We start from the raw sequence: 24,026 nt of genomic DNA, 5'->3' as shown, positions 1-24,026 counted from the left end.
TTTCTTTGCTTAACTTTGAGATAACCGTTTCACATCTTCAGCCTTTAACATTGCATTAGCTTTGGCTAACATTTGTGGTATTTTATCAGCATGAGGACTATTAACAAGACATTCTCTCAAATCTAATTCATCTAATTTATCGGCTCTATTACCAGGAAACCAGTGATTACCATTACCTAATAAATTGTAGCGCATTTTTCCATATTCCACCATGTCATAAGCCAAGGCTAAATTCAACAACCATAAAACTACTTTAATATTTATCTGTCCTGGTGTTTCTTCCCAAGTAGGTAAATTGTGTTCCCAGGTTTTTACCCAATTTTCACCTAAAGTTTCTATAGCTGCTTTTTCTAATCTTTCAATAATTGGAGGTAAGATTTCATCGGCATTATCTAATAATTTTAGTGTTTTTAAATGTTCATCAAAATCACTTGGTTTTGCAGCACCAATACTCAAAGTATGTACTTGGGGATGACTCAAACAAAATAAATCATTAAACACCATTGGACTCAATGGTTGACAAAGATTTACTAACTTTTCTGAAGGTTGATATAATAAACCGCCTTTATTAGCAGGACTGATAATAAAGACACCCATATCTAATTTATTAGCTGCTTCTATTGCTGACCAATTCCATTGATTTATATAGTACCAATGCAAGTTTACATAATCAAATTGATTTGTATTAATTGCCTGTACAATGATCTCCGTTGGGGCATGGGTGGAAAAACCAATAAATCTGACTTTTCCCTCAGCTTGTAGTTGCTTGGCTACTTCTAAACAACCACCTTCACAAATGCTATAATCTAAAATTTCAGCAGTATTAATACCATGCAAACCTAATAAATCAACATAATCTAACTGAAGATATGCCAAAGATTTTTCAAATGTCTGCCGAAACTCTTTTGCATCTGCTACAGGAGAAACTTTAGTCTGTACAATTAACTTTTCACGAGGAAACTTAGGTAATATTCTTCCTAACTGCATTTCCGAAGTTCCATAACCACGGGCAGTTTCAATATGATTAATACCTAACTCAACTGCACGATGAATAGTAGCTTCTAAATTTTCCTGATTATCTTGAGGAATTTCCGCTGGTGGAACATCCTGCCATTTAAATTGATAACGCATTCCCCCGCAGGAAAAAAAGGGCATTTGTAATTCTGTACGTCCAAATCTTCTATATAGCATCACGAAATTTTAGATTTTAGATTTTGGATGACGATAATGGAGGTTGAAAAATACAATTTCTTTGCGTCTTTGCGCCTTTGCGTGAGGTTATGAATAGGGTGAGCATTACCCACCTATTCATGTTAACGTAAACATTCAGTCAACAACCGAGAGAAGTCAGATTTTGAAGGCTTTTCATCAAACGGACTGTTTGATAAATTAGTCAATTATCAAACATTCTGACTCCTGACTCCTGACTCCTGAATTCTTACATTTTAACTACATTTGACGGACAACAGGTTTACCATCAATAACTTCACCAATCAAAACCAAATCAACACAGTTAACGAAGATGCCATTTTCCAAAACACCGGGAATATTATTCAGTGTTTTTTCTAAATTTACAGGATCGTCAATATTATCAAATGTAACATCTAGCACCATGTTACCTTGGTCAGTAATAACTGGTCCAGCTTTTTTAACACCCATCCGAAGTTCCGGTTGACCACCGAGTTTCTTAATCGCATTAATAACGGGGGTGATAGCCATAGGGATAACTTCCACTGGTACAGCAAAACTAGAACCCAAGCGGGTTACTAACTTACCACCATCAACCACAACTATAAATTGCTCTGCTAGGTAATCTACAACTTTTTCGCGGGTATGTGCTGCACCACCACCTTTAATCAAGTTTTTGTGGGGGTCAACTTCATCAGCACCATCAATAGCGATGTCGATGTGGTCAATAGCGTCTAAAGTGGTGAGAGGAACGCCGTACTGTTTTGCTAACACTTCTGACTGAAACGAGGTGGGGATACCGACAATATCTTTGAGTTCACCAGACTTGAGGCGATCGCCCAAAAACTGAATGGTGTAAGCTGTAGTTGACCCCGTACCCAACCCGACAATAGAACCTGATTTTACCAGGGCGGCGGCGGCTTTGCCAACTTCTTGCTTCATCAACTTCACGGGGTCTGCTGATACGGACATTCCTAAACTCCTGAAAATTTCATAAAATGGAATACTCTCTCTCAGCAGACTATACTACAAAATTGGTAATGGATAATTGGTAATGGGTAAGATATGAAATATAAAAATTTCCCAATTCCATCCTCAAAAAATACTAATAATTAATAACCTAGAAAATCAGCAACTTTAATAATTAAACCACCGTCACTACAACCGAACAACCAAGGCTGTTTGAAAATGATCATAGATATGAAAGAATTACTAGTACACAGCGGCGGAAATAGGTATCCAGTTAAAAAAAATGCCAAAAATCATCCAAAAACCTTTCTTTCCTTGTGCCTGCTGGCAATAGGTACATTAACTTCAGTAACCCTGCTAACAACTTACCCAGTCTTTGCCCAGGAACAAGCTACAGAAAAGCTACCTGTGACTAATTCCGATTATATCCAAAAAGTGTTAGAAGCCAAATTAATGGATAACTTACCCGATGGAAATTTTTACCCAGAAAGGTTAATTAGTCGGGCAGAATTAGCATCAATTTTAGTGAAAGCTTTTTACTTAGATAAACGCCAAGCTGCTAAACAGGAAAAAGCCATAGTTGTACCAGATGTCCCTAATTATTATTGGGCGTATCAAGATATTCAGACAGTGCTGAAAACCGATATTATGAAAGGTTATCGGGGGAATATGTTTTTTCCCAATCAAAAAGTTACCAGGGCAGAAGGTTTAGCTATTTTTGCCCAAGCTTATGGAGTTTTTCAGTTTCCTGATCAAACAATCAAAGAAATTTTAACACCCTACCCAGATGTAGCATATATACCTAATTGGGCTAGAAGAGCGATCGCTACAGTCATCAGTGAAGGATTTATCAACACAGATACTAACGGTAATATTAACCCATTAAGCCCCATGACCCGTGGTGATATGGCTTATTTGTTAAGTAAATATTTGCAACGTCAGCAAAAACAGGCAGAAACACCCATAGTTCCCACTATCCTGCAATTTTAACGGGGAGATGGGGAGAAAATTATTTACCAGTCCCCCAGTCCCCAGTCCCCAGTCCCCAGTCCCCAGTCACCTATTCTCATCTATTAACTGGTTTCACTGTGATGAATGACAATAGATAGCAATATTTGTCTATATATTGGGCGAAGTTTTACAATACAACAACATTAATCACAGTTAGATTTTTGTAGTCCCCTCAAGTGGGAAAATCAAATAATGCCAAAAAGTAGAGTTAGAGAGGAAAACCTTATAATATGCATCTGAGTGAAATCACCCATCCTAACCAGTTGCACGGTTTGTCTATTCGGCAGTTACAACAAATTGCCCATCAAATTCGAGATAAGCACTTACAAACCGTAGCAGCAACTGGAGGGCATTTGGGTCCTGGTTTGGGAGTTGTCGAATTAACCCTTGCACTTTACCAGACACTAGACTTGGATCGGGATAAAGTAATTTGGGATGTAGGACACCAAGCTTATCCCCATAAACTAATTACAGGACGTTACCACGACTTCCACACCCTCAGACAAAAAGACGGAGTTGCCGGTTATCTCAAACGCTGTGAAAACAAGTTTGATCACTTTGGCGCAGGACACGCTTCTACAAGTATTTCCGCAGCTTTGGGTATGGCTTTAGCCCGCGACTTGAAAGGGGAAAAATTCAAAGCTGTTGCTGTTATCGGCGATGGTGCTTTAACTGGAGGTATGGCCTTAGAAGCCATCAACCATGCTGGACACCTACCCAAAACTAACCTACTGGTGGTTCTCAATGACAATGAGATGTCCATCTCTCCCAACGTTGGGGCTATTCCCCGCTATCTGAACAAAATGCGCCTCAGCCCACCGGTGCAATTTCTCGCAGATAACTTTGAAGAACAGTTTAAGCATATTCCCTTTGTGGGTGAATCCCTTTCACCTGAACTGGAACGCATTAAAGAAGGAATGAAGCGGTTAGCGGTTTCTAAACTTGGTGCAGTTTTTGAAGAACTGGGTTTTACCTACATGGGTCCAGTTGATGGACATAATTTAGAAGAATTAATTGCCACTTTCCAACAAGCACATCAAATTACAGGTCCTGTGCTGGTTCATGTAGCCACCGTCAAGGGTAAAGGCTATGAAATGGCTGAAAAAGACCAAGTAGGCTATCATGCCCAAAACCCCTTTAATGTGACCACTGGTAAGGCTATTCCTTCCAGTAAACCCAAACCCCCTGCTTATGCGAAGGTCTTTTCTCACACCTTAGTAAAACTTGCAGAACAAAACCCGAAAATTGTCGGTATTACCGCAGCTATGGCCACGGGTACAGGTTTAGATAAACTACAAGCTAAATTACCAAATCAATATATTGATGTAGGTATTGCTGAACAACACGCTGTTACTGTGGCTGCGGGTTTAGCTTGTGAAGGTATGCGCCCCGTCGCTGCAATTTATTCTACCTTCTTACAACGTGCCTACGACCAAATTATCCATGATGTCTGCATTCAAAACCTGCCTGTCTTCTTCTGTTTAGATCGGGCGGGTATTGTTGGTGCTGACGGTCCAACTCACCAAGGTATGTATGATATTGCTTACCTGCGTTGTATTCCTAACATGGTGGTGATGGCTCCTAAGGACGAAGCGGAATTGCAACGGATGGTAGTGACTGGTATTGAATATACTGATGGACCTATTTCCATGCGTTTCCCCCGTGGTAATGGTCACGGTGTACCTTTGATGGAGGAAGGTTGGGAACCTTTGGAAATTGGTAAAGGGGAAATTCTCCGCCAAGGTGATGATGTGTTAATTCTGGGCTATGGTACGATGGTTTACCCAGGTATGCAAGCCGCAGAAATTCTCAGTGAACACGGCATTGAAGCTACTGTAATTAATGCCCGGTTTGTTAAACCTTTGGATACTGATTTAATATTACCTTTGGCGCAACAAATCGGCCGGGTTGTTACTTTGGAAGAAGGCTGTTTAATGGGTGGCTTTGGTTCTGCGGTAGCTGAGGCTTTACTTGATGCTGATATTGTTGTACCTGTGAAACGGATCGGTGTTCCTGATATTTTGGTAGATCATGCCACACCAGATCAATCTAAGGCTAGTTTAGGTTTAACCAGTCAGCAAATTGCAGATAATATTTTGCAAGCTTTCTTCAAAAAACAAGCCGCTGCTGTAGTTTAGTTAATTTTCTCGTTCCCATACTCTGTATGGGAATGGTCATTTTTGTCAGCATCAGAATATCCAGGATTTAAGGATTTACAGGATGAAATTGTCAAATCTCTCTAAAACCTCTTTCCTTCGTTTCTTCGTGTTCTTCGTGGTTCATTCTTTCATATCTTGTGCGTAACCAACCATCATTAAATAACATCCTGTAAATCCTCAAATCTTGGACATCCTGATTCTGACAAAAAAAATTTTAACTTTTGAATTTTGAATTCCCGCAGAGGCTGTCCTGATTTTGGCAAAATGCTATCATAAAGTAACATATTTACACCATAAATTATGAACGTCCAACTTGTTGATTATCTAGTAGAAATTGTTGCTAAACTCACACCGGAAGAACAACAGCTTTTTCAAGAAAAGTTAAATAGTCAGGATTATACCTTATACAATAAAAAGCCTTTACCAAACCAAGAAAAATTAAAAATTTGGCAAGAATGGATAGAAAAAGCTCCTGTACAAAACCCAAAAAAGCGGAAAGTTGATATTAATGCTGTGCGTAATATCTGTAATCAAATTAGAAATTTACCTATGCTTGATCCCAGAACACCTGATGAAATTATTGGTTATAACGAGTTTGGGATTTTTGAGTAATGGTGATTGACACTTCTGCTATCATGGCTATTATTTATGGTGAAACTGAAGAATTGATATTTATGGAACTTATTAGCGATACTGAAGAATGTTTACTTTCTTCACCCAGCTATGTTGAAGCATCTATAGTTTTAGGAACTAAACATGGACAACAGGGCATAGAAAATTTGAATTTATTAATTGCAGCATTGTCTATAACTATTGTACCTTTTACTGTAGAACAGGCACAATTGGCTAGTGAAGCGTTTTTGAAGTTTGGAAAAGGTCGTCATCCAGCAAAATTGAATATGGGTGATTGTTTTTCCTATGCTTTAGCAAAATCTACAAATCAACCTTTATTATTCAAAGGAAATGACTTTATTTATACGGATGTTGCTCAGGTTAGTTATTGATTAATGATGACAACACTATCAAAATTTGGCGGTTGGAATAGTCTGAATCAGGATGTCCAGGATTTTAGGATGTACAGGATATCTTCTTTGCGACTTTGCTTCTTTGTGCCTTTGCGCGAAATAGAGTTTTGTCAGAATCAGGATAACCAGGATTTTAGGATGTACAGGATGAAATTGTCAAATCTCTCTAAAACCTCTTTCCTTCGTTTCTTCGTGTTCTTCGTGGTTCATTCTTTCATATCTTGTGCGTAACCAACCATCATTAAATAACATCTTGTAAATCCTCAAATCTTGGACATCCCGATTCAGACAAAATCCCTATGCCCCCATTTCTTATTCTTCCACTCGATATCCTAACTCTGCTAATCTCACTCGTGAATGTCGCCATTTTGGTTGCACTTTCACAAATAATTCTAAATAAACTTTACCCGCAATTAGTTTTTGGATTTGTTCACGCGCAGCACTACCAATAGCTTTGAGCATTGTCCCACCTTTACCAATCAAAATCCCTTTTTGGGAATCTCTCTCCACGTGGATAGTTGCGAGTACACGGGTAATGCTTGGGGTTTCTTCTACTAAATCAATGGCGATCGCTACTGAATGAGGTACTTCTTCACGGGTTAACAACAAAATCTGTTCCCGAATTAATTCCCCCATAATAAACCGTTCTGGTTGATCAGTGACTAAATCTGGTGGATAGTAAAACGGACCTGTTTCTAAATGTTCAATTAATAATTCTTGCAGTTCTACTAATCCTACCCCAGTTACGGCAGAAAATTTAACAGTTTGCCATTGCTGTTCTTTAGCTAACTGAATATAACTATCATCTAACTTTTGAGCATCTGATGGTTGTTCATCAATCTTATTAATGCCCAAAATCACTGGTGTTTCACTACGACTGAGTAACTCAGCAATAAAGCGATCGCCTCCACCACAAGCCGCTGTTCCATCAACCACAAACAAAATTACATCTACCGACTCAATCGCAATTCGGGCATTTTTGACCAGCACTTCCCCCAATTGATGATGAGGTTTATGAATTCCTGGTGTATCTACAAAAATCAACTGAGCTTCTTCTGTAGTTAAAATACCCCGTAAGCGATTTCTTGTAGTTTGCGCTATCGGTGATGTAATAGCAATTTTTTGTCCTATTAATTGATTCATTAAAGTAGATTTACCGACATTGGGACGGCCAATAATGCCGATAAAACCAGATTTAAATTCAGGAGGAGCTTGGGGAATTCTTACTTCTTCTGACAACGAGAAGCTATAATTATCACTAATACTCACCTTTGGCTCCACCTTCATATTTTACAGTTGGGATAAATTTGTTTTTTCTCAAATCAAAAACAGACATAAAATCACCCTGATCTATGCGGGGATGTCCTTGTTTTTATTTTAATCCATTACTGAAACTATTTTCCTAATTCATAATTCTCAGATCCCCGACTTCTCCAAGCAGTAGGGGATCTCATTGTTCTATGTTCCTGGTAAATTTCGCAATCTCCCATCCAAATGACTCCGGTCTGCTAAAGTTTGCAGCATTGGACCATGTTCAGTAAATTCAATAATACTCACAGAACCAACTGGACAGCCCCAACGATAACGAAAGCGTCCGACATCAATTCCTAACAAACTACAAAGAATAATTCTGATAGTTGCTTTATGGGTGACAACTAAAACATTACCACTGCTGTAAAGCTGCTTAATTTCTTCAACTACCCGCATAGCACGAGAAGCAATTGTTACTGCTAATTCTCCACCATTGGGCGCATACCAAGCCGGGTCAGCAGACCAGCGGATATAATCATCATGATATTCACGGCTGATCACCTCCGGGGTTTTTCCTTCCCATGCACCATAGTTAATTTCCCTTAAACCATCCCGCAATTCTGGTTGCATTCCTATTGTCGTACACAAGGGTTTTGCTGTCTCCATAGTTCGACGCATAGGACTAGAAAAAATCGCTTGCCAAGGGGTAGAACAGTATGCAGCCGCAAAAGCCTTGGCCATTTCCACACCCTCAGCCGTCAATTCTGAATCTATCGCCCCACAAAAGGCGTGATTTCGACTGCATTCTGTTTCTCCATGACGGAGTAGGTAAAGAGTTAGGCTCATAACAATTTTAGATTTTAGATTTTGGATTTTCGAGTATGGCTATATTAGAGAGAGTACCTTCATAAAACTCAACAATAACAATGATAACAACCGTAGTAAATCCCTATTTAGATGGCAATTTTGCCCCAGTCCGCCAAGAAATCACCACAAACACCCTCAAAGTCATTGGTGAACTACCCCCCGACCTTTCCGGGATGTTTGTCCGCAATGGACCTAACCCCCAGCATCAACCCATCGGTCAGTATCACTGGTTTGATGGTGATGGAATGTTGCATGGTGTAGAAATTAGCAGCAAAAAAGCCACTTATCGCAACCGTTACGTCCGTACCAGAGGCTGGAACATCGAAAACGAAGTGGGTAAAGCTGTTTGGAGTGGACTTTTAGAACCACCGCAAATGGACAACCCCTATGGACCAGGTAAAAACACCGCCAATACTGCCCTAGTCTGGCACGCTGGACAATTTTTGGCATTGTGGGAAGGAGGTACGCCCCACAATATCCAACTTCCCGAATTAGAAACTACTAGTGAATACACTTACAACAATAAACTAACTTCCCCCTTTACTGCCCATCCGAAAGTAGACCCAGTTACCGGGGAAATGATGTTCTTTGGCTATTCGTTTGCACCCCCATACCTGCAATATGGCGTAGTTTCCCCCCAAGGTGAAATATTGCGGACAGTACCCATTGAACTACCAATGGGGGTAATGATGCACGATTTCGCCATTACCGAAAATTACACCATTTTTATGGATTTACCCCTCACATTCAGCCCAGAACGGATGCAAAGGGGAGAACCTATGATCATGTTTGAGAGTCAACGTCCCAGTCGTTTTGGTATTGTCCCCCGTCACGGAGACAACAGCAATATCCGCTGGTTTGAAAGTCCTTCCTGCTACGTCTTCCACACCCTTAACGCCTACGAAGCAGGAGACGAAATCATACTTATTGCTTGTCGCATGAGTTCTACCACTGTATTAGAGAGTGGGTCATCAACAGACCCCACAGCAAATATACCCCTATTACATCGTTGGCGGTTTAATCTCAGCACAGGTGCAGTCACAGAAGAAATGTTAGACGATGTACCAGCAGAATTTCCCCGCGTTAACGAAAACCTGCTGGGGAGAAAAACCCAATATGGCTACGCTGGCAAAATGGCCAATAGTCCTGAACCTTTATTTGAGGGGGTAATTAAGTATAATTTCCGTGATGGCAAATCCCAAACTCATGAATTTGGACAGGGACGCTATGGTGGTGAAGCCGTATTTGCACCTCGTCTAAATGCAACAGCAGAAGATGATGGCTGGTTGATCACTTTTGTTCATGATCAAAATTTAGAAACTTCCGAATTAGTAGTCATAAATGCTCAAGATGTTACCAGTGAACCAGTCGCACGAGTAATTATTCCCCAACGAGTACCTTATGGTTTCCACGGTGCTTGGGTAACAGCAGCGCAATTAAAGAATTCAATCTAAAATCAATTTTGTAGTAGAGACGTTGTATACAACTTCTCTACTCCATGATAAGTAATTAGCCACTCATGATATTATTTGTGGTTGGTGATTAGTAATTGCTGATTTGACATCTTGAATTTTCTCCATCAAAGTAGGGTGGAAAATGCCAACCAGCAGTATCCTATACACGAATAGTTATACCTCTGAAGATAGATTAAATTTATTTAATAGAATTACGTAGTAGAAAAATAGTAAAATAAAATATCAATTCACTAGATACACAAAATAATAGTAATTACTCACATCTCCATTAAGATATCTTGTAAACCTTAACCTTACTTACCTTTTCCATGCCTAGAAAAACCAAGTCTGCATCACCAACATCCCCAAGTCCAACACTAGCACTTTCTGATCTGCATATACATTTAGCGGCTTTAGAAAAAGAACACCAATCATTACTCAAACAGATTAAGAGAAAGCGGACAGAAATAAATAATTTCGTCGAACAAATGCGTTATTTAGCAACAGAAATATTTCAGAAAGCCAGTCCTTGCTTCAAAAAAATGGCAGACTTAGATCAGCAAATTCATGCGTTGTTTAAGGAAATTCTGACTACGAGAAAGTTTGGCAAACAAACCCAAAAAAATATAGAATACCTTTATATGAATCTGCAAATCTCAGGAATAATCACCCCAAAGTCTGGTAGCGATGAAGAAGAAGATCCAGAACTAGATGAATTGTTTGAAAAACCAGAAACAGAAGATAATCACAGTCGTCAAAACCGTCATCAATATTGGGATTCACAACAGGAAGTAGAATCAAGTTCGGCTAGTAGAACAGACGAATCCAGAAAAATTAGGCAGACATTTTTAAAATTAGCAGAAATCTTTCATCCAGATAAAGTAAAGGACAGTGAAACCCAAATGTCCCATACAGAAATCATGAAAGAAATCAATAAAGCCTACCAAGAAGGAGATTTAGCGCGACTTTTAGAAATTGAAATGCAACATCAGTTAGGAGAAACTATTGATAATAATAGCGAAGATGATTTAACCCGCAGATGTAAAAATCTAGAACAGCAAAATGAGATTCTTAAAACTCAATATGATAAATTAAAACAGGAGCTACGTCTAGCTAAAAATACTCCCGAAGGAGCAATGGTTTCTGATTCTCGTAAAGCTGCTAAACACGGAATAGATTCTATGGGGTTGATGTTGAAACAACTAGAGTCTCAAATTGATATTATTGTTGATATTCGTAATTTTCTTCAGGACTTTAGAGAAAAGAGAATTACAATCAAAGAATTTCTTCAAGGTCCCCCCAGTTTGCGTTCTCTCAGAGCAGAAATGATGGAAGAACTCCTCGAAGAAATGATGGAAGAATTAGAAGGAAGAATTGTTTTTTAATTGTAGGGTGCGTAACGAGGTTAAGATCCCCGACTTCTTGCTTTAACTTTCTCAACAATTTATGAATCATCATCAGAAGTCGGGAATCTGAATAAATGTTTCTCTCGTTTCTCTCGTTCCCATACTCTGTATGGGGATGAATTATAGAAGGCTCTGCCTTTAGTAAAAAGAGGTAGAACCTCTGTGATGGCATTCCCAGTCAGAGACTGGGAACGAGATAATCATATATTTAGGGGGATAAGTTTTTTGATACTAAATCAGCAAACTCGTGCAAAGTTTGACCATACTTTTCTCCCGCAACGTCGAAAAAATCATTATGATTTGCTGTTTCTAACCATAAATAACGCTTAGGTGTAGTTGCAGCAGCAAACAGCTTTTCACCATGCTCAAAAGGGATAACTTCATCTAACTTACCGTGCATCACCAAGACAGGAGATTTGACTTTTTTGATTTTATCAAAATTAGTAAATTTATCAAAAGGTAAAATCGGAAAAGGCACAACTACCCGAAAAGCAGAAGTAAATGTACTTTCAATAATTAAACCAGCTATCGGTTTTCGTGCTGCTAAATCTACTGCTGAACCTCCCCCTACTGAACGTCCAAAAACAATAATTTTATCGGGTTTAATTTTTAAATCTTCAGTTAAATAATTGTAAGCAGTATCAATATCTTCATAAGCAGAATTTTCGGTAGGTGTTCCCTCACTCGTACCATAACCTCGATAGTCGTAAGCAAAGACGCTAAAACCCAAATCGCGAATTTTTGCTAATATTTCCTGAATATCTCCCAAATCTTCCGCATTACCGTGAATATAAAGAATGGTGTACTTAGCTGTAGGATTAGGCAAATAAACTGCGGAAATTTGCTGATTTTCTCTAATTTTAAGCTTGAGAGTGTCTTTTGTATCTTCATAGCTAGAGGGTTGGGGCATAAAAATCATACTATCTGCCCGAAAATATACATAGACAGCAAACAAAGTGTAGATAAAAACTAAAGATTTGAGCATCCGTTTCCAAGTAAAATCGCCAATTAATAGTTTTCTGAGACGTTGTTTATCCATGATCTACAATAGGAAGGTTGTACTCAAATAGAAATTTGGAGATATTTAATGTCCCGTCGTTGTGAACTCACCGGTAAAAAAGCCAATAATGCAATGGCAGTTTCCCACTCCCATCGTCGCACCAAGCGTCTACAACAAGCTAATCTGCAAAGCAAGCGAGTTTGGTGGCCTGGTGGTAATCGTTGGGTAAAACTGAAACTCTCTACCAAAGCCATCAAAACCCTAGATAGCAAAGGTTTAGAAGCAATGGCTAAAGAAGCTGGTATCAATTTAAACCATTACTAATCTTTTGTATTTAAAGGAGGTATCGTTAGTTACCTCCTTTGTTAGTATATACTGTTTCCAACTGCCTCTGCATTGCACGCAAATTTAACAAAATATTTCATCTATCAGCAGACTTATTTAAGTAAAAATTCACAGAAAAAACATATCATAAAGTTTATTCTTTAAAAAATAAAAAAGCAATTAAAGAGGCAGAAAATAACTTTAACTGGATCGCAAATATAAGCATGGCAGGCAATACAGCCTTACTAAGCCCACAATTCTCTTGAATTTGCGTATTTCTTTCGAGGTAGAATCAATAATTTATTCTGTAAATTTTTCATGAAGTTGGGTCTTTTTCATGACTACATATTCCCAATTAGGTCTTTATTGTTTATACTGATGCTTGAATCGACAATTTTTAGTAGTTGTACGGACGCAAAAGCATAGTGCTAAGTGATTAAAATAATACTGATGCTAATCAAGTATGTCCAAATCACAGCGCATCCGTTGAACGAAAAGAACCCAACCATATAACCAAAAAGGATTCAGATGACTACATTAAAGAAGTTAGGTCAATTTTTCTCTCAAAAAGCTTTACGTTCTTTGAGTGCTGGTGTGGCGGTAAGTAGCATTATGTTGGGATTGGGTGCTTTTGCTAAACCAGCAAGTGCTGTCAACATAGCAGGGTATGATTTTAATGACGAAGACTTTGCCAATACCTTAGTAAACTTTGCTGGCAATTTCACTACACCAGGTGGATCTATACAAACTGTTCTAACAGATCAAGATTTGACTACCTATGCGTTCTCCTTTACTCCTGGCGCATTTGTTCAATTAGGATTTAATACTCCAGTAATAAATCTTTCAGGAAACGACTTAGCTTTTTTTGATCTAGGGATTCCTGATACATTTCAAGTAAGCATTGACGGAAACAATTACTTGCCTTATGACAGCTTATTTACTGGATTTTCTACTAGTAATCCAACCTTCAATGTCAATGTAGCTACCATAGACCTAAATGACTTTGGAGTTGCTTTAAACGATAGCATCAGTGAAATATACATTAAACTGGATACTTTGAGCGGAGACGATACCGTTCCCTCTCTTGCTTTAGTAGCAGCTATCAGGACTACTCCCGAACCTTCAGCTATGTTTGGTTTATTGGCAACTGTTGGGTTTTTAGCTTGCCAGCGCAAATTTAAAATGTTAAAAAAAGCATAAACTCATCACTTCAGATCATGGCTGAAAGATGACAACCAATGGATAGTTAGTATCACATTGTGGAAAAACAAAAGATATTTTCTTCTAAAAAACAGTAGAACATCCATTTTGCGTTCTACTGCTTTTTTGTGTACAGATGATCAAATGACATCAATTAACACATTTATTGCATTTGAACATATCCCACAATCTTCTAGTTGCTCCGTTTCAATACAAGATAGATGAACACAGTAAAACTATTTAACCCATCTCTTTACTAAAACTTTAATAATCCAGTACAGTTACTGAAACAAGTAACAATATAATAGAGTATGCTAGGAATAAATCAACACCTGCGCTTTGGTCTTATGATCACAGCTTTGTGTAGTCTGGAATCACTACAACTTTCTAAAAGACTGTCATAAGATGTTTTATGAAGCAATCAACCATCTTTAGTGGTCGTATTGAATCAGTATAAAAACATAGGCTAATTTATCAACAATCGGTCACTATTATCTATCTTTATCGGCAAATAATTAACCATACCCGGAAAAAATTATGAATACCAGATTAAAAATGGCTTTGCTACTCCACTCTGGCGAATCAGGATTCGCTATTGTCATTGCTGTATCACTAGGGTTAATTATGATCTTAGTGGGATTAACCATGACGATGAGATCCCAAGGAGACCAAATAGTGGCCTCAACCCAAAAAGCAACAGAACGATCCCTAGCAGTCGCCGAAAAAGGTGTTAGTTATTATCATCAATTTCTCAACACCAATCGATTATTAGCCACATATCCAGATTGTGCTAATAAAACGCGCACCGCTGTCAATGAATCTTGTGGCGATCCAACAACTACCACTAACACTGGTCAGATGAGTTGGTCTAATGCAAACGAAACAGGTGTAAAAATTCCAGGACTTGTAGCAGGTTGTAGCAGTGGTACAAGTACAAGTGATATACAAACCACATTTGCCAGCACAGACTGGAAACCAGTAGATTCAACTGACAGCACAAAGGGAGAATTTAGACTGGTTAGCTACAAATATACTGGTGATCCAGGAGGTTTTTCCGCTGACCCCAGTCTACAGGTGTTAGGAAGAGGTATCTTAACTGTTGAGGGGAGGATCACTAATCCATCAGCAAACAACGCCGCTAGTAAATCAATTAGCAGATTACAAGTAAATATTCCTGTTAGAAAACCTGATGTGAACAATATTCCCATACCGGGAGTGTGGGTTGGTGGTTCTTCTGCAGATGATCCTAGTGCTACAGGTGGCAACACAATTCAAGGTAATGTATTAGTCAATAATTGTGATATTAATCTTACTACAGTAAACGTCACTACTGGTTACACAAAGAACAAGACAGAAATGCAGATGCCAGGTGTACCATCAAGACCACCAACAGGTGTAATTAACTTACAAACAATAAATAGTTCAACACCAGGTGCAACTTCAGCACCTGGTGGTGCCACTCTTACTCTTCCACGTACATCCGGCGCAACAATTGATGCTACTACAAGTTTCAACGGCGCAACTTATGTATATTCAGTTGATGCTATTGCTCAGAATACAAAATTGAATATTACACCAGGGCAGAAAGTAGTTATATTTCTAACAGGCAGTATAAATGCCAATAATGTGACTATTACACACAACTGTACAGGAGTAACAGGTTGTAAAGCGACAAATTTTCAAATTTTTGGAGAAGCGACGACAGGAAACCCCAAAATATGTCTAAATGGCGGTAATTATTTTGATGCTTTTATCTTAGCACCTGAATATATGGTAGGCGTACAGGGTGGCGCTGGTGGTGCAGGAGGAGTCAATGGAGCAGTTTGGACAAAGGTATGGGGAAATCAAGGTAATAGCGCAAACGTAGCTACTGGTCAGGATGGGGGGGCTGGTTGTGGCTCCAACAGTAGTAATGTAGTCGTCAAACAAACTGGTGACTGGGATCAATTAGGCGGTTTAGCACCAAAATACATGAAACCCACACTTGATCCTATTAGTGGATGGCAACGCAAAACCATCAATTAAATCAATACCAAATTAATTATGAAAAAACCAAAATGCGATCCAGATGCAGGCTTTAGCTTACTCGAAGTTTTAGTTGCCATTTTAATTGTAACTTTTTTTACCGCAGTGGCAATGCAAATGGTAGTAATTTCTGCTGCTTTTAAAGCTAAGGCTAAAGTGTACACTACAGCAACTAATTTGATTCAGAAAGACCTAGAAAACATCAGGAATTTAGCTATTCAATATAAATTTCCGACACTATCTTCTGTTCCCAGTGCAGGAACCATAACCCTATCATCCACTGAAGGATTGCTAAATGGCGAAAAAATCCAATTTCAGGGAACACCTGATGTTTATACTCTAACTATTTCAGGTGCAACCACTACAATATCACCTGTTATTAACAAAGTACCAGCCTCTAATGCTACAACTGTAAGCAATACATCATGCAGTGCCACATCTGCAAATTCAGATAAAGGACTGGCTAACAGGTTAATGACTAGTCCCTCTTTAGTGGCTACTGTCAGCGGTTCGGCAACAACTATTTCTGGTATTGCTTATAAACCTGTGTTAGGTGCAAATCCTTACGTCATACCGACTACCCAGAAAAAACTGTGGCTAATGCGAAATGATAGTTATAACTTTACTGGTTCTGTTGCTCCTTATGATGTTTTGAGGGTAAATTATTTAGTTGTTAAAGATAACAACGGTTCTCCATCTACTAACATTATAGCCAAACTCTCTAGCGAGGTCATACCTTATGCGTCATTCCAATGTATTAAATGATCAGGGATTCACAATTCTAGAATTATTGGTAATAGTAGTCATGGTTGGTATACTGGCGGCTTTTTCTGCTCCCGGTTACTTAGCATGGTCTCAGAGAAAAAAAGTAGATTCTGCAATCACCAGCATCGAAGGAGCGATGAAAGAAGCTCAAAGACAAGCAATGGCTAAGTCACAAACCTGTAATGTGACATTGAATACAGCTACAAAAACAATTACAAGCTCGACCACCAGCAGTTGTCTTTTGACAGGCGATCGCACATTAAGCAATGTATCTTTGACAGCATCAGCTACATCTGTAAATTTTGATAATTTAGGAAATAGCTCAAGTGAGATCACAGTTGTTGTCACTCCTTCTACAAATCCTAACTTCAAAAAATGTTTAGTGTTATCTACACCACTAGGCTTAATTAGAAATGGCAAATACAGCGGTGCTGGTGCCAGTTCTGCTAACTGTCAATAGCAATATATTTTAGCAATAATTTATCTATTTTGCAGGTGAAAAAAAATGAACTTTTACATAAAAAATATCAAGTTTAATGATGATGTTAACAAAGGATTTACTTTAATAGAAGTCTTAGTAGCAACCATAATCATGGCAATTGTTGTTGCTCTAGCGGGAACAGCATTTGTAGGAATACTGAAACAAAACCGCAAAGCAGAATTGGAAAGTGAACGCCGTAGCAACTTAAATCGTGCCTTAAATTATGTAGCTAACGAAATTAGAATGGCAAAAACAGTGGTAGCCGCAGATTCTACTGCATCTCCACCCACAACCACAACTATAACTTCAGGTACAGGAGTTATGAGGTTAATAATTCCGGTTCCCAATCCCGCAAGTGGTGTAGATGCATCTGGTACTAAATTCTATAATAATAGATCATATACTGTTGTTTACTACACCTCTGGTAGCTGGACTGGCTGGGATTCGCCCAATTCAATTTGGCGTTATTCAAACGCTAGAAATCCTCTTCCTGATGCTACTGGTACTAATAATCCTAATCCTAGTAGTTCTTCGGCCGCTCTTACAGTTCCTTCCCCTAGTCCTACTTCTGGTACTGATGTTGATCATAACTTTTTAGTTGACGGGATTCAGGATCCAAGTTCAGGCGCTCCCACTTGTCCATCTGGTAGTACACTTAGAGGTGGCAGTGGTTTTTATGCTTGCATATATACAAATACAAAACAAGTGGATCTTTACTTATATGGCAACTTATCAAATACCACAAATGAGACAATAGAAGTCAAAACTACTGTATTTACTAGGTCTAATTAGTGGTATTTAAACATTTTTGAGGAAGAAACGAGCATCAAACCCTTGTGGAATCAGGAAAAAATACCCAATGCTCAAAAATTCCTGAAACCCGGATTTAGGAACAAATCAATCAAAACGATGCAAAAGCTCTTGTGGATCTGTGTACAGGACAAAAAATAGAGTAAAAGCTTACAAAGGTTACAGAGAAAAGGTTTCATAGAAAGTTACCACACAATCGACGAAACCCCTATGAACCAGATTAACCTATCATTTAAAGACTTATTAAACCTACCTTCCGCACCCTAAACTGACACACAACGAAAATTGGTCGTTTGGAGATTTGGAATTGGCGAACTGCTTGCAGCAGCGCTTCGCTATCTAAAACTTCTATGTTTTTGTATAGAATAGAGCTTTTAATGTGGTCAAAAAACCGAAATAACCGATTGTGACACTAGGGGGTGCGGAATGTGGAATTAAAGTAACCATTATTTAATAAAATTACCGTATATATACGGTATAAAAAATAGTGTCAAATATATCAAAATAAAAAACTATAAACCCCTGTAAAGACATTCATTCAAAGTCTCTACATGGGTAAATAAAAACATTATCCAGACCTGCCAATTACTTGACAGGGTAGCATCTATGCCCAGAAAATATCAGCCACTCAAGGCTAAAACAAGGATTTCTAAAAAGATAATCCTCAAATTTTTACGTGCAGTTAAAAAAACAATTATTTGGCTATTAAAAGCTATTTTCCGCAGCAAAAAAAAGCTAACATCAGCAAATGCAGGTTTTGTATTACCAACAGTAGCAATGGTTTCTATGGTAGTTGTTTTATTAACCCTTGCTATCATGTTTCGCTCATTTGAGAGGGCTAAACACGCCAGTAATGTCCGTGTTAATCAAATTGTTATTAACGCCGCTACACCAGCCCTAGATCGAGCTAGAGCGAAAATTAATAAGCTATTTCAAGACCAACGAATACCAAAAGCCTTACCATCAGAGCAAGATTTATATAACAACTTAGCCGAACATATTCATGAATATACCTTTGGTGATGAAACTACCCTAATACTAAATTTTCAAAGCCATGAACCCCTAAAAACAGCATGGAAATTTCCCATTGATACCGATAACAATGGGAAATTTGATAGTTATACCCTTTATGGAACTTACTTGAAAAATCCTCCTAAAAGTAATAATCAATATACTCGTGCCAGAACTCCTTTAGAAACTAGAACCACACCCATGAATCCTAGTAACTTCAGTGCAAAATGTCACGCTATATTTGGTACAAATGCCAGTTTAGTAGATATGAATGGCTGGTTTAGGATTGGCAGTAAAATGAAAAAAGCTTTTTTTGTTTATACCGCTACAGTTCCCATTACCACCACAAATACTATCCCTCCAGAAAATCAAGCTAATTATGAAATTTACACAGGCAATCAAGGCTTTTCTGCCTTAGAATATCAACAAGACAGGGCGCAAATTCCACCCACTAACCACGCCATTATTTATGAAGATGATTTAGAAATCACGACCGATACAGACTTCAAAATCAACGGGCGGATTTTTACTAATAGCAATTTACTAACTGCTGCCAATTCAGGCAGCATCAGACTTTATCAAGTTAGCAGTCCCAATTCCTGTTTTTATGAAGCAGAAAACTCTAAAATTATCGTTGGTGGTGACATAGGTGCGGGGAAATTTACAGATGCTTCTGATTTAGCAACAGCAACCATAATTGATTTATTTAAAGATAAAGAAATTAATCCTGAGAATGTTTCTGGCTATAACCCCGATGTCACATCAAACAAATCAGTAACAAACTCCCCCAGCAATTTAGCCTTCAATAGCCTAGCTTATGCCAAGCGCATCAATAAATTAGTTAATGCTCAATTTGCTAGTTCTCTAACTACAGATCCCCAAGAAGTTAAAGAGGGAATTATTCAACAGCAAAAACAACTTGATACAGGATACACAATTGATAAATATGACAACATTCGTCGTCATCAACTAGAACTTTATTTTAAAAGACGTACCCGCCACGTACCCTTTCAAGAAGTAGCTTTTGGTGATGAACAAACAGATGTGAATGGCATCAGTAACCCATTACAAGGTAGTGGTGATACACTGCGTCCTATAGATGCTTGGGTTTATCCTTATGCTAGTGATGGAACAACGGGAACTAACAATAGTAAATTATCATTAAACATCATTGGTAGCTTACTCAAACCTAGTGCAACAGAACCAATTGATAAACTACAAAAAGAGTTAGCTGGTGTAGAGCAATATTTAGGTGATAGAACTTTAGTTGGTAACAACTTACCTGAACTGTGGTGGGATAATAAACAAAATCGGTTTCTCAGTGCAAATTTAGACGATACCCAAAATATTACAAACATCAATTGGGATCTGAGCAATCAAACTACACCCCGAACCCGCCGCACCAGCGTACAAATACTAGCTGATTTAGCAGCAACTGAGAGAGATGGAGACTGGGAATATGCAGCCGCCCAAGTACCCAAAAACCCAGAACATCCCGTTGGTGGCTTGCGTGTGGTGACTGGAGCAGGAATTTATTTACCAAGAAATGATACTGCTGCTACCACAGATTTCACGGGCGCTTCTACACAAATCTGGTCTGATATGTTGCCAGTACCTCAAGTTCTCGCACCTGCACAGACAACAATTAACCCCTATAGTATGTATGATTCATCATTACAGTTTATTTTGCCTGGGTTGCTTGGAAGTGACATAACTACCCCTTATTTAAAAATGCGGGCTACAGTAGTTTATCACTACAAATCTGCTAATTACAATCAGAGCAATCCCATACCAATAGCCTGTATTAGTAGCTTTTACATTCCCACAAATAGCATCACAGCGAAAAATATGGATACATTACCCGATGCGGTAGGGATAGAAAAAGATGCTAATGGTTTATCTAACAACGGTATAGTCTATCCACCTCCAACCAAAACCGCCAGTAATTATGCAAATTTACTGAGTTATCAAGCATCTTTACAGTATCCCTCTCAACGCTGGGTAAATGAACCACTGAAAAATGCGTTAGGAAAAACAAACCGCACATTATCAGAAAAGTCTGCCATAGATGCAGCCCTATGCGCCTTGCAAATTATGGATGGTAGCATTACTCCCATTACTACTACTCCTCCTATTCCTCACGGTGCAATTAAAGAAATAGCTTTTTTAGATTCTAGACAGGTTAAAGCCAATCAAACTAATAATTTAGATTCTGACTTATCATACAATTTACCATTAAAAGACAGACAACCTTTAGAAATTCGTGCCACTGTATTAGACTTAAATCAACTACGCACAACTGCAATATCAGGAAATGAATATTTACTACCCAATAGCGGTATTATCTATGCTACTCGTGATGATGCCCTAGCCGATATCAGTGCAGGTACATCAGAAGCAGCAAAATTAGAAAATTCAGTAGATTTTAAACTAGATTCTACCCGTCGTCCCAACGGTATATTAATTACAAGTAACAATGGAACACCAACTAAACTTTTTCGTGGTACAAACAATACCTTCAAACCAGCAGAAAAGGGTTTAATTTTAGTCTCCAATTTACCTGTTTACATCAAAGGCGACTTTAATCAACATACCCAAGAAGAATTTACTACAGGACTAGCATCTAATTGGAGTAATTTCTACACTCGCAGTAACATTAACTCTAACTTTGCTTGTCGTCCAGGTGATCCACAACGACCAAATTGCAACACTGGTGATGAATGGCGGAATGCAGTTGTATTAGCAGACTCTATCACCTTACTTTCCAATAACTTCAGATTTGGTTTTCGCAAAGAGGGAGACTACGACTGGAACAATAACAGCGGGGATACTGCATCACTTAACAGCCGTCCAAGCAACTTCAAATATAATACCTACGCTCCCACAGTCGCCGCAAATTATGACAGTGATGGTATCCCCAAGGTAGACCTTGACCCAAATATAAATGGCATCCAAGGTAGTTCTTATTTTCACAACTTTGTTACACCTGTAGTCAAACAAGTACAAGCCAGAGAATTTGTCTTTGAAGTTTGTTCAGTACCAGATATTGCTGCGTGTAATAGTAACCCCAAAAACTGGGTAATTACCAACGTTCCTCACGACGCATACGACGCACAAGGACAGAATAATTGGCGAAATGGAGGAGGTAATATTGAAGGGCTATCAATGAGTGCTATCAAAACCGGATCGCTTGGGAGCGCCAACCCAGCAGCAAACGGTTGGAATAATGCAACTTTACCCAAAAGAATAGCTTTTAAACGAGATATTACCACTGGTGAATTAACAACACCCCTTGCTATTTACGGGGTAGATAATAACAATAAAATTCAAGCATTTCCAATATCAGGAACAACACTACCCAGATTAGCAAAAAACGAAAACTCTCAACCATTTCTCATTCCTTGGTTAGTACCTGACGAGAATGGAATTTGGCAACCAATTTTACAAATTCACAAACCCTTTGCCACGCCTGCTGACCCCAATAACACCGAAAGCATTACCAGTAGTTCACACAATTATTGGTTACAAATAGCAACAGAGACTACTTTTAACTTAATTGCCGCGACTGGAGATAACCCAGGTCGTTCCACCGAAGATAACGGAGGTCTACAAAACCTTGTCCGCTGCCTAGAAAACTGGAGTCCCAGCAGTAATGCTATTGCTACCAAAATGACTGGTGCTTTTATCCAAATGAAAAGAAGTGCTTACGCAACAGGAACATACAGCACATCTATAAATATTCAATCTAGTGATTTTCAGTACAAAATTGCCATTAACAATGGTAGAACTTCTGGCTACCTACCACCTACAAGACAATGGACTTATGATGTAGGACTTTTATCTCAGTCACCTGATTTATTTTCCCAAAAACTGGTAACAACATCTAATGAATTACCAAATGAATACTTTCGTGAAGTCAGTCGAGATGATGAATGGATAAAAACCCTGTTATGTGCCAAAACCACTGCAACCTACACCTATGCAATTGACCAAGATCAACGTCCTACTTGTCAATGAAACTATGATAAACCATTAAAAAAGAGACCAAAAGAGATGATGAAACATAGATATGAAAATACTTTTAAAACTGCCACCTTTCACTTTAAACAATTCTGGTTTTACCATTTTAGAGTCATTAGTGGGAATGCTTGTAGCTTCCTTATTACTAGCAGCGATCACACCAGTTTTAGTCATGTCCACAGCTATTCGTGTTCAAGCTCGACGGGTGGAACTGGCAACTCAAGCAGCAAGAACATTTATTGATGGAGTGAGAATTGGTTCAGTTACAGCACCAACTATAGTATCTCAAATTTCTGCTAATACAGATACACATAGAAATCTTACTATCAGTCCCAATGATTATTTAATCACTACCACAGAAATGCCAGCACCTACATCAGCAACTGACCTATATTGTTACAACCAAAATGGCATCATTAGTAGTACCGATTGCGTCAATAATTTGTTTTACATTCAAGCAGGGCGAATTGTCCAAAGTACCCAAAAAAATGACGGTTATCGTTTAGCAATTCGAGTTTATCGGGCAGACATTGATTTTAGCAAAACCATAAAAATCAATACTGGTGCAACAAGTAGACAAACTGCATCACCTGTAACTGCTGGACTGGGTGATAAACAAGCACCATTAATGGAAATGACAACTGAAATAGCCAATACTAGAACTACATTTCAGGCGTTATGTCAGCGTTTAGGTACTCCCCTAGCTGCACCCACACCAACAGCGACTCCAACCCCTGTAAGTTGTAGATAATTGGGGACTGGGGAGAATCAAGTCAAAACTCAAAACTCTGTTCCCTGTTCCCTTCTTTCCCAACTACCAATTACTACTAATCCTGATCTAAAGATGAATACTCTCAAGTTTATACTCACGAACAAAATAAAATACTTGAAGGTTGTTCAACCAATAAATGGTTTTACTTTAATTGAATTGCTTGTAGGTTTGGTAATGGCATTTATCATTATCACATCTTTGCTAGGATTCATGATTACTATCATGGAAACAGACCGTAAAGAACAAGCAAAAGCAACTTCTGAACAAGAAATTTAAGCTGCATTAGAT

Annotated in this window: 20 protein-coding genes; 15 read left to right on the top strand and 5 right to left on the bottom strand. The window is 38.5% G+C overall.

From position 1 onward, the window contains the following. Positions 1-9 precede the first annotated feature (9 nt). Together H6G06_RS08730 and rpiA are read right to left on the bottom strand one after the other, a co-directional pair. Entirely contained in the window at positions 10-1,191 is a 1,182-nt protein-coding gene (locus H6G06_RS08730; RefSeq protein ID WP_190559164.1) for an aldo/keto reductase, read from the bottom strand. Between the two features lie 258 nt (positions 1,192-1,449). After that, entirely contained in the window at positions 1,450-2,160 is a 711-nt protein-coding gene (rpiA, locus tag H6G06_RS08725; RefSeq protein WP_190559090.1) for a ribose-5-phosphate isomerase RpiA, read from the bottom strand. A 216-nt stretch (positions 2,161-2,376) separates the two neighbouring features. Between rpiA and H6G06_RS08720 the strand changes: the two genes are divergently transcribed. From H6G06_RS08720 to H6G06_RS08705, 4 genes are all read left to right on the top strand, one after another. Then, positions 2,377-3,147, top strand: coding sequence for an S-layer homology domain-containing protein (locus H6G06_RS08720; protein WP_242039636.1), 771 nt, complete (start codon positions 2,377-2,379; stop codon positions 3,145-3,147). A gap of 251 nt (positions 3,148-3,398) precedes the next feature. Beyond that, on the top strand, positions 3,399-5,306 hold the full coding sequence (dxs, locus tag H6G06_RS08715; protein ID WP_190559088.1) for a 1-deoxy-D-xylulose-5-phosphate synthase: 1,908 nt from the start codon (positions 3,399-3,401) through the stop codon (positions 5,304-5,306). 321 nt (positions 5,307-5,627) lie between these two features. Continuing rightward, entirely contained in the window at positions 5,628-5,939 is a 312-nt protein-coding gene (locus tag H6G06_RS08710) for a hypothetical protein (protein WP_190559086.1), read from the top strand. Further along, positions 5,939-6,331, top strand: coding sequence for a type II toxin-antitoxin system VapC family toxin (locus H6G06_RS08705; RefSeq protein ID WP_190559085.1), 393 nt, complete (start codon positions 5,939-5,941; stop codon positions 6,329-6,331). The genes H6G06_RS08710 and H6G06_RS08705 overlap by 1 nt, the downstream gene beginning before the upstream one ends. Positions 6,332-6,664: 333 nt before the next feature. Here the strand turns inward: H6G06_RS08705 and era are convergent, their stop codons facing one another. After that, the gene (gene era / locus H6G06_RS08700; protein WP_190559083.1) at positions 6,665-7,639 is read right to left on the bottom strand and encodes a GTPase Era; all 975 of its coding nucleotides are present in this window, start codon (positions 7,637-7,639) and stop codon (positions 6,665-6,667) included. Between the two features lie 171 nt (positions 7,640-7,810). Further along, positions 7,811-8,449, bottom strand: coding sequence for a histidine phosphatase family protein (locus H6G06_RS08695; RefSeq protein WP_190559080.1), 639 nt, complete (start codon positions 8,447-8,449; stop codon positions 7,811-7,813). A gap of 80 nt (positions 8,450-8,529) precedes the next feature. Between H6G06_RS08695 and H6G06_RS08690 the strand changes: the two genes are divergently transcribed. Both H6G06_RS08690 and H6G06_RS08685 read left to right on the top strand, forming a co-directional pair. Further along, complete coding sequence (locus H6G06_RS08690) at positions 8,530-9,924, top strand: carotenoid oxygenase family protein (protein ID WP_190559078.1); 1,395 nt, start codon at positions 8,530-8,532, stop codon at positions 9,922-9,924. Between the two features lie 329 nt (positions 9,925-10,253). Next, on the top strand, positions 10,254-11,309 hold the full coding sequence (locus H6G06_RS08685) for a J domain-containing protein (RefSeq protein ID WP_190559076.1): 1,056 nt from the start codon (positions 10,254-10,256) through the stop codon (positions 11,307-11,309). Between the two features lie 229 nt (positions 11,310-11,538). Here the strand turns inward: H6G06_RS08685 and H6G06_RS08680 are convergent, their stop codons facing one another. After that, positions 11,539-12,369: an alpha/beta hydrolase gene (locus tag H6G06_RS08680; RefSeq protein ID WP_190559074.1), complete on the bottom strand. Its 831-nt coding sequence runs from the start codon at positions 12,367-12,369 to the stop codon at positions 11,539-11,541. A 48-nt stretch (positions 12,370-12,417) separates the two neighbouring features. Between H6G06_RS08680 and rpmB the strand changes: the two genes are divergently transcribed. The 9 genes from rpmB (at position 12,418) to H6G06_RS27975 (ending at position 24,014) form a co-directional block, all read left to right on the top strand. Then, positions 12,418-12,654, top strand: a complete 237-nt coding sequence (rpmB, locus tag H6G06_RS08675; RefSeq protein WP_190559072.1) for a 50S ribosomal protein L28 — start codon at positions 12,418-12,420, stop codon at positions 12,652-12,654. Between the two features lie 528 nt (positions 12,655-13,182). Next, positions 13,183-13,854 (top strand): hypothetical protein, encoded by a 672-nt coding sequence (locus H6G06_RS08670; RefSeq protein WP_190559070.1) that lies wholly within the window; start codon positions 13,183-13,185, stop codon positions 13,852-13,854. 537 nt (positions 13,855-14,391) lie between these two features. After that, entirely contained in the window at positions 14,392-15,879 is a 1,488-nt protein-coding gene (locus H6G06_RS08665; protein WP_190559068.1) for a DUF7305 domain-containing protein, read from the top strand. Between the two features lie 18 nt (positions 15,880-15,897). After that, positions 15,898-16,644: a type II secretion system protein gene (locus H6G06_RS08660; RefSeq protein WP_190559066.1), complete on the top strand. Its 747-nt coding sequence runs from the start codon at positions 15,898-15,900 to the stop codon at positions 16,642-16,644. After that, positions 16,619-17,104: a pilus assembly FimT family protein gene (locus H6G06_RS08655; RefSeq protein ID WP_190559064.1), complete on the top strand. Its 486-nt coding sequence runs from the start codon at positions 16,619-16,621 to the stop codon at positions 17,102-17,104. The genes H6G06_RS08660 and H6G06_RS08655 overlap by 26 nt, the downstream gene beginning before the upstream one ends. Positions 17,105-17,149: 45 nt before the next feature. Next, a complete protein-coding gene (locus H6G06_RS08650; RefSeq protein WP_190559062.1) occupies positions 17,150-17,917 on the top strand; it encodes a prepilin-type N-terminal cleavage/methylation domain-containing protein in 768 nt (255 codons plus the stop codon). Between the two features lie 624 nt (positions 17,918-18,541). Continuing rightward, positions 18,542-22,963, top strand: a complete 4,422-nt coding sequence (hpsA, locus tag H6G06_RS08645; protein ID WP_190559060.1) for a hormogonium polysaccharide biosynthesis protein HpsA — start codon at positions 18,542-18,544, stop codon at positions 22,961-22,963. Between the two features lie 52 nt (positions 22,964-23,015). After that, entirely contained in the window at positions 23,016-23,717 is a 702-nt protein-coding gene (gene hpsB / locus H6G06_RS08640) for a hormogonium polysaccharide secretion pseudopilin HpsB (protein ID WP_190559058.1), read from the top strand. Positions 23,718-23,810: 93 nt separating this feature from the next. After that, complete coding sequence (locus H6G06_RS27975; protein ID WP_338422923.1) at positions 23,811-24,014, top strand: hypothetical protein; 204 nt, start codon at positions 23,811-23,813, stop codon at positions 24,012-24,014. Positions 24,015-24,026: the final 12 nt, after the last annotated feature.

The sequence above is a fragment of the Anabaena sphaerica FACHB-251 genome (assembly GCF_014696825.1).
Taxonomy (GTDB): domain Bacteria; phylum Cyanobacteriota; class Cyanobacteriia; order Cyanobacteriales; family Nostocaceae; genus RDYJ01.
This window is presented reverse-complemented; position numbering and strand designations above follow the sequence as displayed.

Bases quoted from the DNA above. Each gene is read 5' to 3' on its own strand.
- H6G06_RS08730 (WP_190559164.1), bottom strand. From the start codon at position 1,191: ATGCTATATAGAAGATTTGGACGTACAGAATTACAAATGCCCTTTTTT.
- rpiA (WP_190559090.1), bottom strand. From the start codon at position 2,160: ATGTCCGTATCAGCAGACCCCGTGAAGTTGATGAAGCAAGAAGTTGGC.
- H6G06_RS08720 (WP_242039636.1), top strand. From the start codon at position 2,377: ATGATCATAGATATGAAAGAATTACTAGTACACAGCGGCGGAAATAGG.
- dxs (WP_190559088.1), top strand. From the start codon at position 3,399: ATGCATCTGAGTGAAATCACCCATCCTAACCAGTTGCACGGTTTGTCT.
- H6G06_RS08710 (WP_190559086.1), top strand. From the start codon at position 5,628: ATGAACGTCCAACTTGTTGATTATCTAGTAGAAATTGTTGCTAAACTC.
- H6G06_RS08705 (WP_190559085.1), top strand. From the start codon at position 5,939: ATGGTGATTGACACTTCTGCTATCATGGCTATTATTTATGGTGAAACT.
- era (WP_190559083.1), bottom strand. From the start codon at position 7,639: ATGAAGGTGGAGCCAAAGGTGAGTATTAGTGATAATTATAGCTTCTCG.
- H6G06_RS08695 (WP_190559080.1), bottom strand. From the start codon at position 8,449: ATGAGCCTAACTCTTTACCTACTCCGTCATGGAGAAACAGAATGCAGT.
- H6G06_RS08690 (WP_190559078.1), top strand. From the start codon at position 8,530: ATGATAACAACCGTAGTAAATCCCTATTTAGATGGCAATTTTGCCCCA.
- H6G06_RS08685 (WP_190559076.1), top strand. From the start codon at position 10,254: ATGCCTAGAAAAACCAAGTCTGCATCACCAACATCCCCAAGTCCAACA.
- H6G06_RS08680 (WP_190559074.1), bottom strand. From the start codon at position 12,369: ATGGATAAACAACGTCTCAGAAAACTATTAATTGGCGATTTTACTTGG.
- rpmB (WP_190559072.1), top strand. From the start codon at position 12,418: ATGTCCCGTCGTTGTGAACTCACCGGTAAAAAAGCCAATAATGCAATG.
- H6G06_RS08670 (WP_190559070.1), top strand. From the start codon at position 13,183: ATGACTACATTAAAGAAGTTAGGTCAATTTTTCTCTCAAAAAGCTTTA.
- H6G06_RS08665 (WP_190559068.1), top strand. From the start codon at position 14,392: ATGAATACCAGATTAAAAATGGCTTTGCTACTCCACTCTGGCGAATCA.
- H6G06_RS08660 (WP_190559066.1), top strand. From the start codon at position 15,898: ATGAAAAAACCAAAATGCGATCCAGATGCAGGCTTTAGCTTACTCGAA.
- H6G06_RS08655 (WP_190559064.1), top strand. From the start codon at position 16,619: ATGCGTCATTCCAATGTATTAAATGATCAGGGATTCACAATTCTAGAA.
- H6G06_RS08650 (WP_190559062.1), top strand. From the start codon at position 17,150: ATGAACTTTTACATAAAAAATATCAAGTTTAATGATGATGTTAACAAA.
- hpsA (WP_190559060.1), top strand. From the start codon at position 18,542: ATGCCCAGAAAATATCAGCCACTCAAGGCTAAAACAAGGATTTCTAAA.
- hpsB (WP_190559058.1), top strand. From the start codon at position 23,016: ATGAAAATACTTTTAAAACTGCCACCTTTCACTTTAAACAATTCTGGT.
- H6G06_RS27975 (WP_338422923.1), top strand. From the start codon at position 23,811: ATGAATACTCTCAAGTTTATACTCACGAACAAAATAAAATACTTGAAG.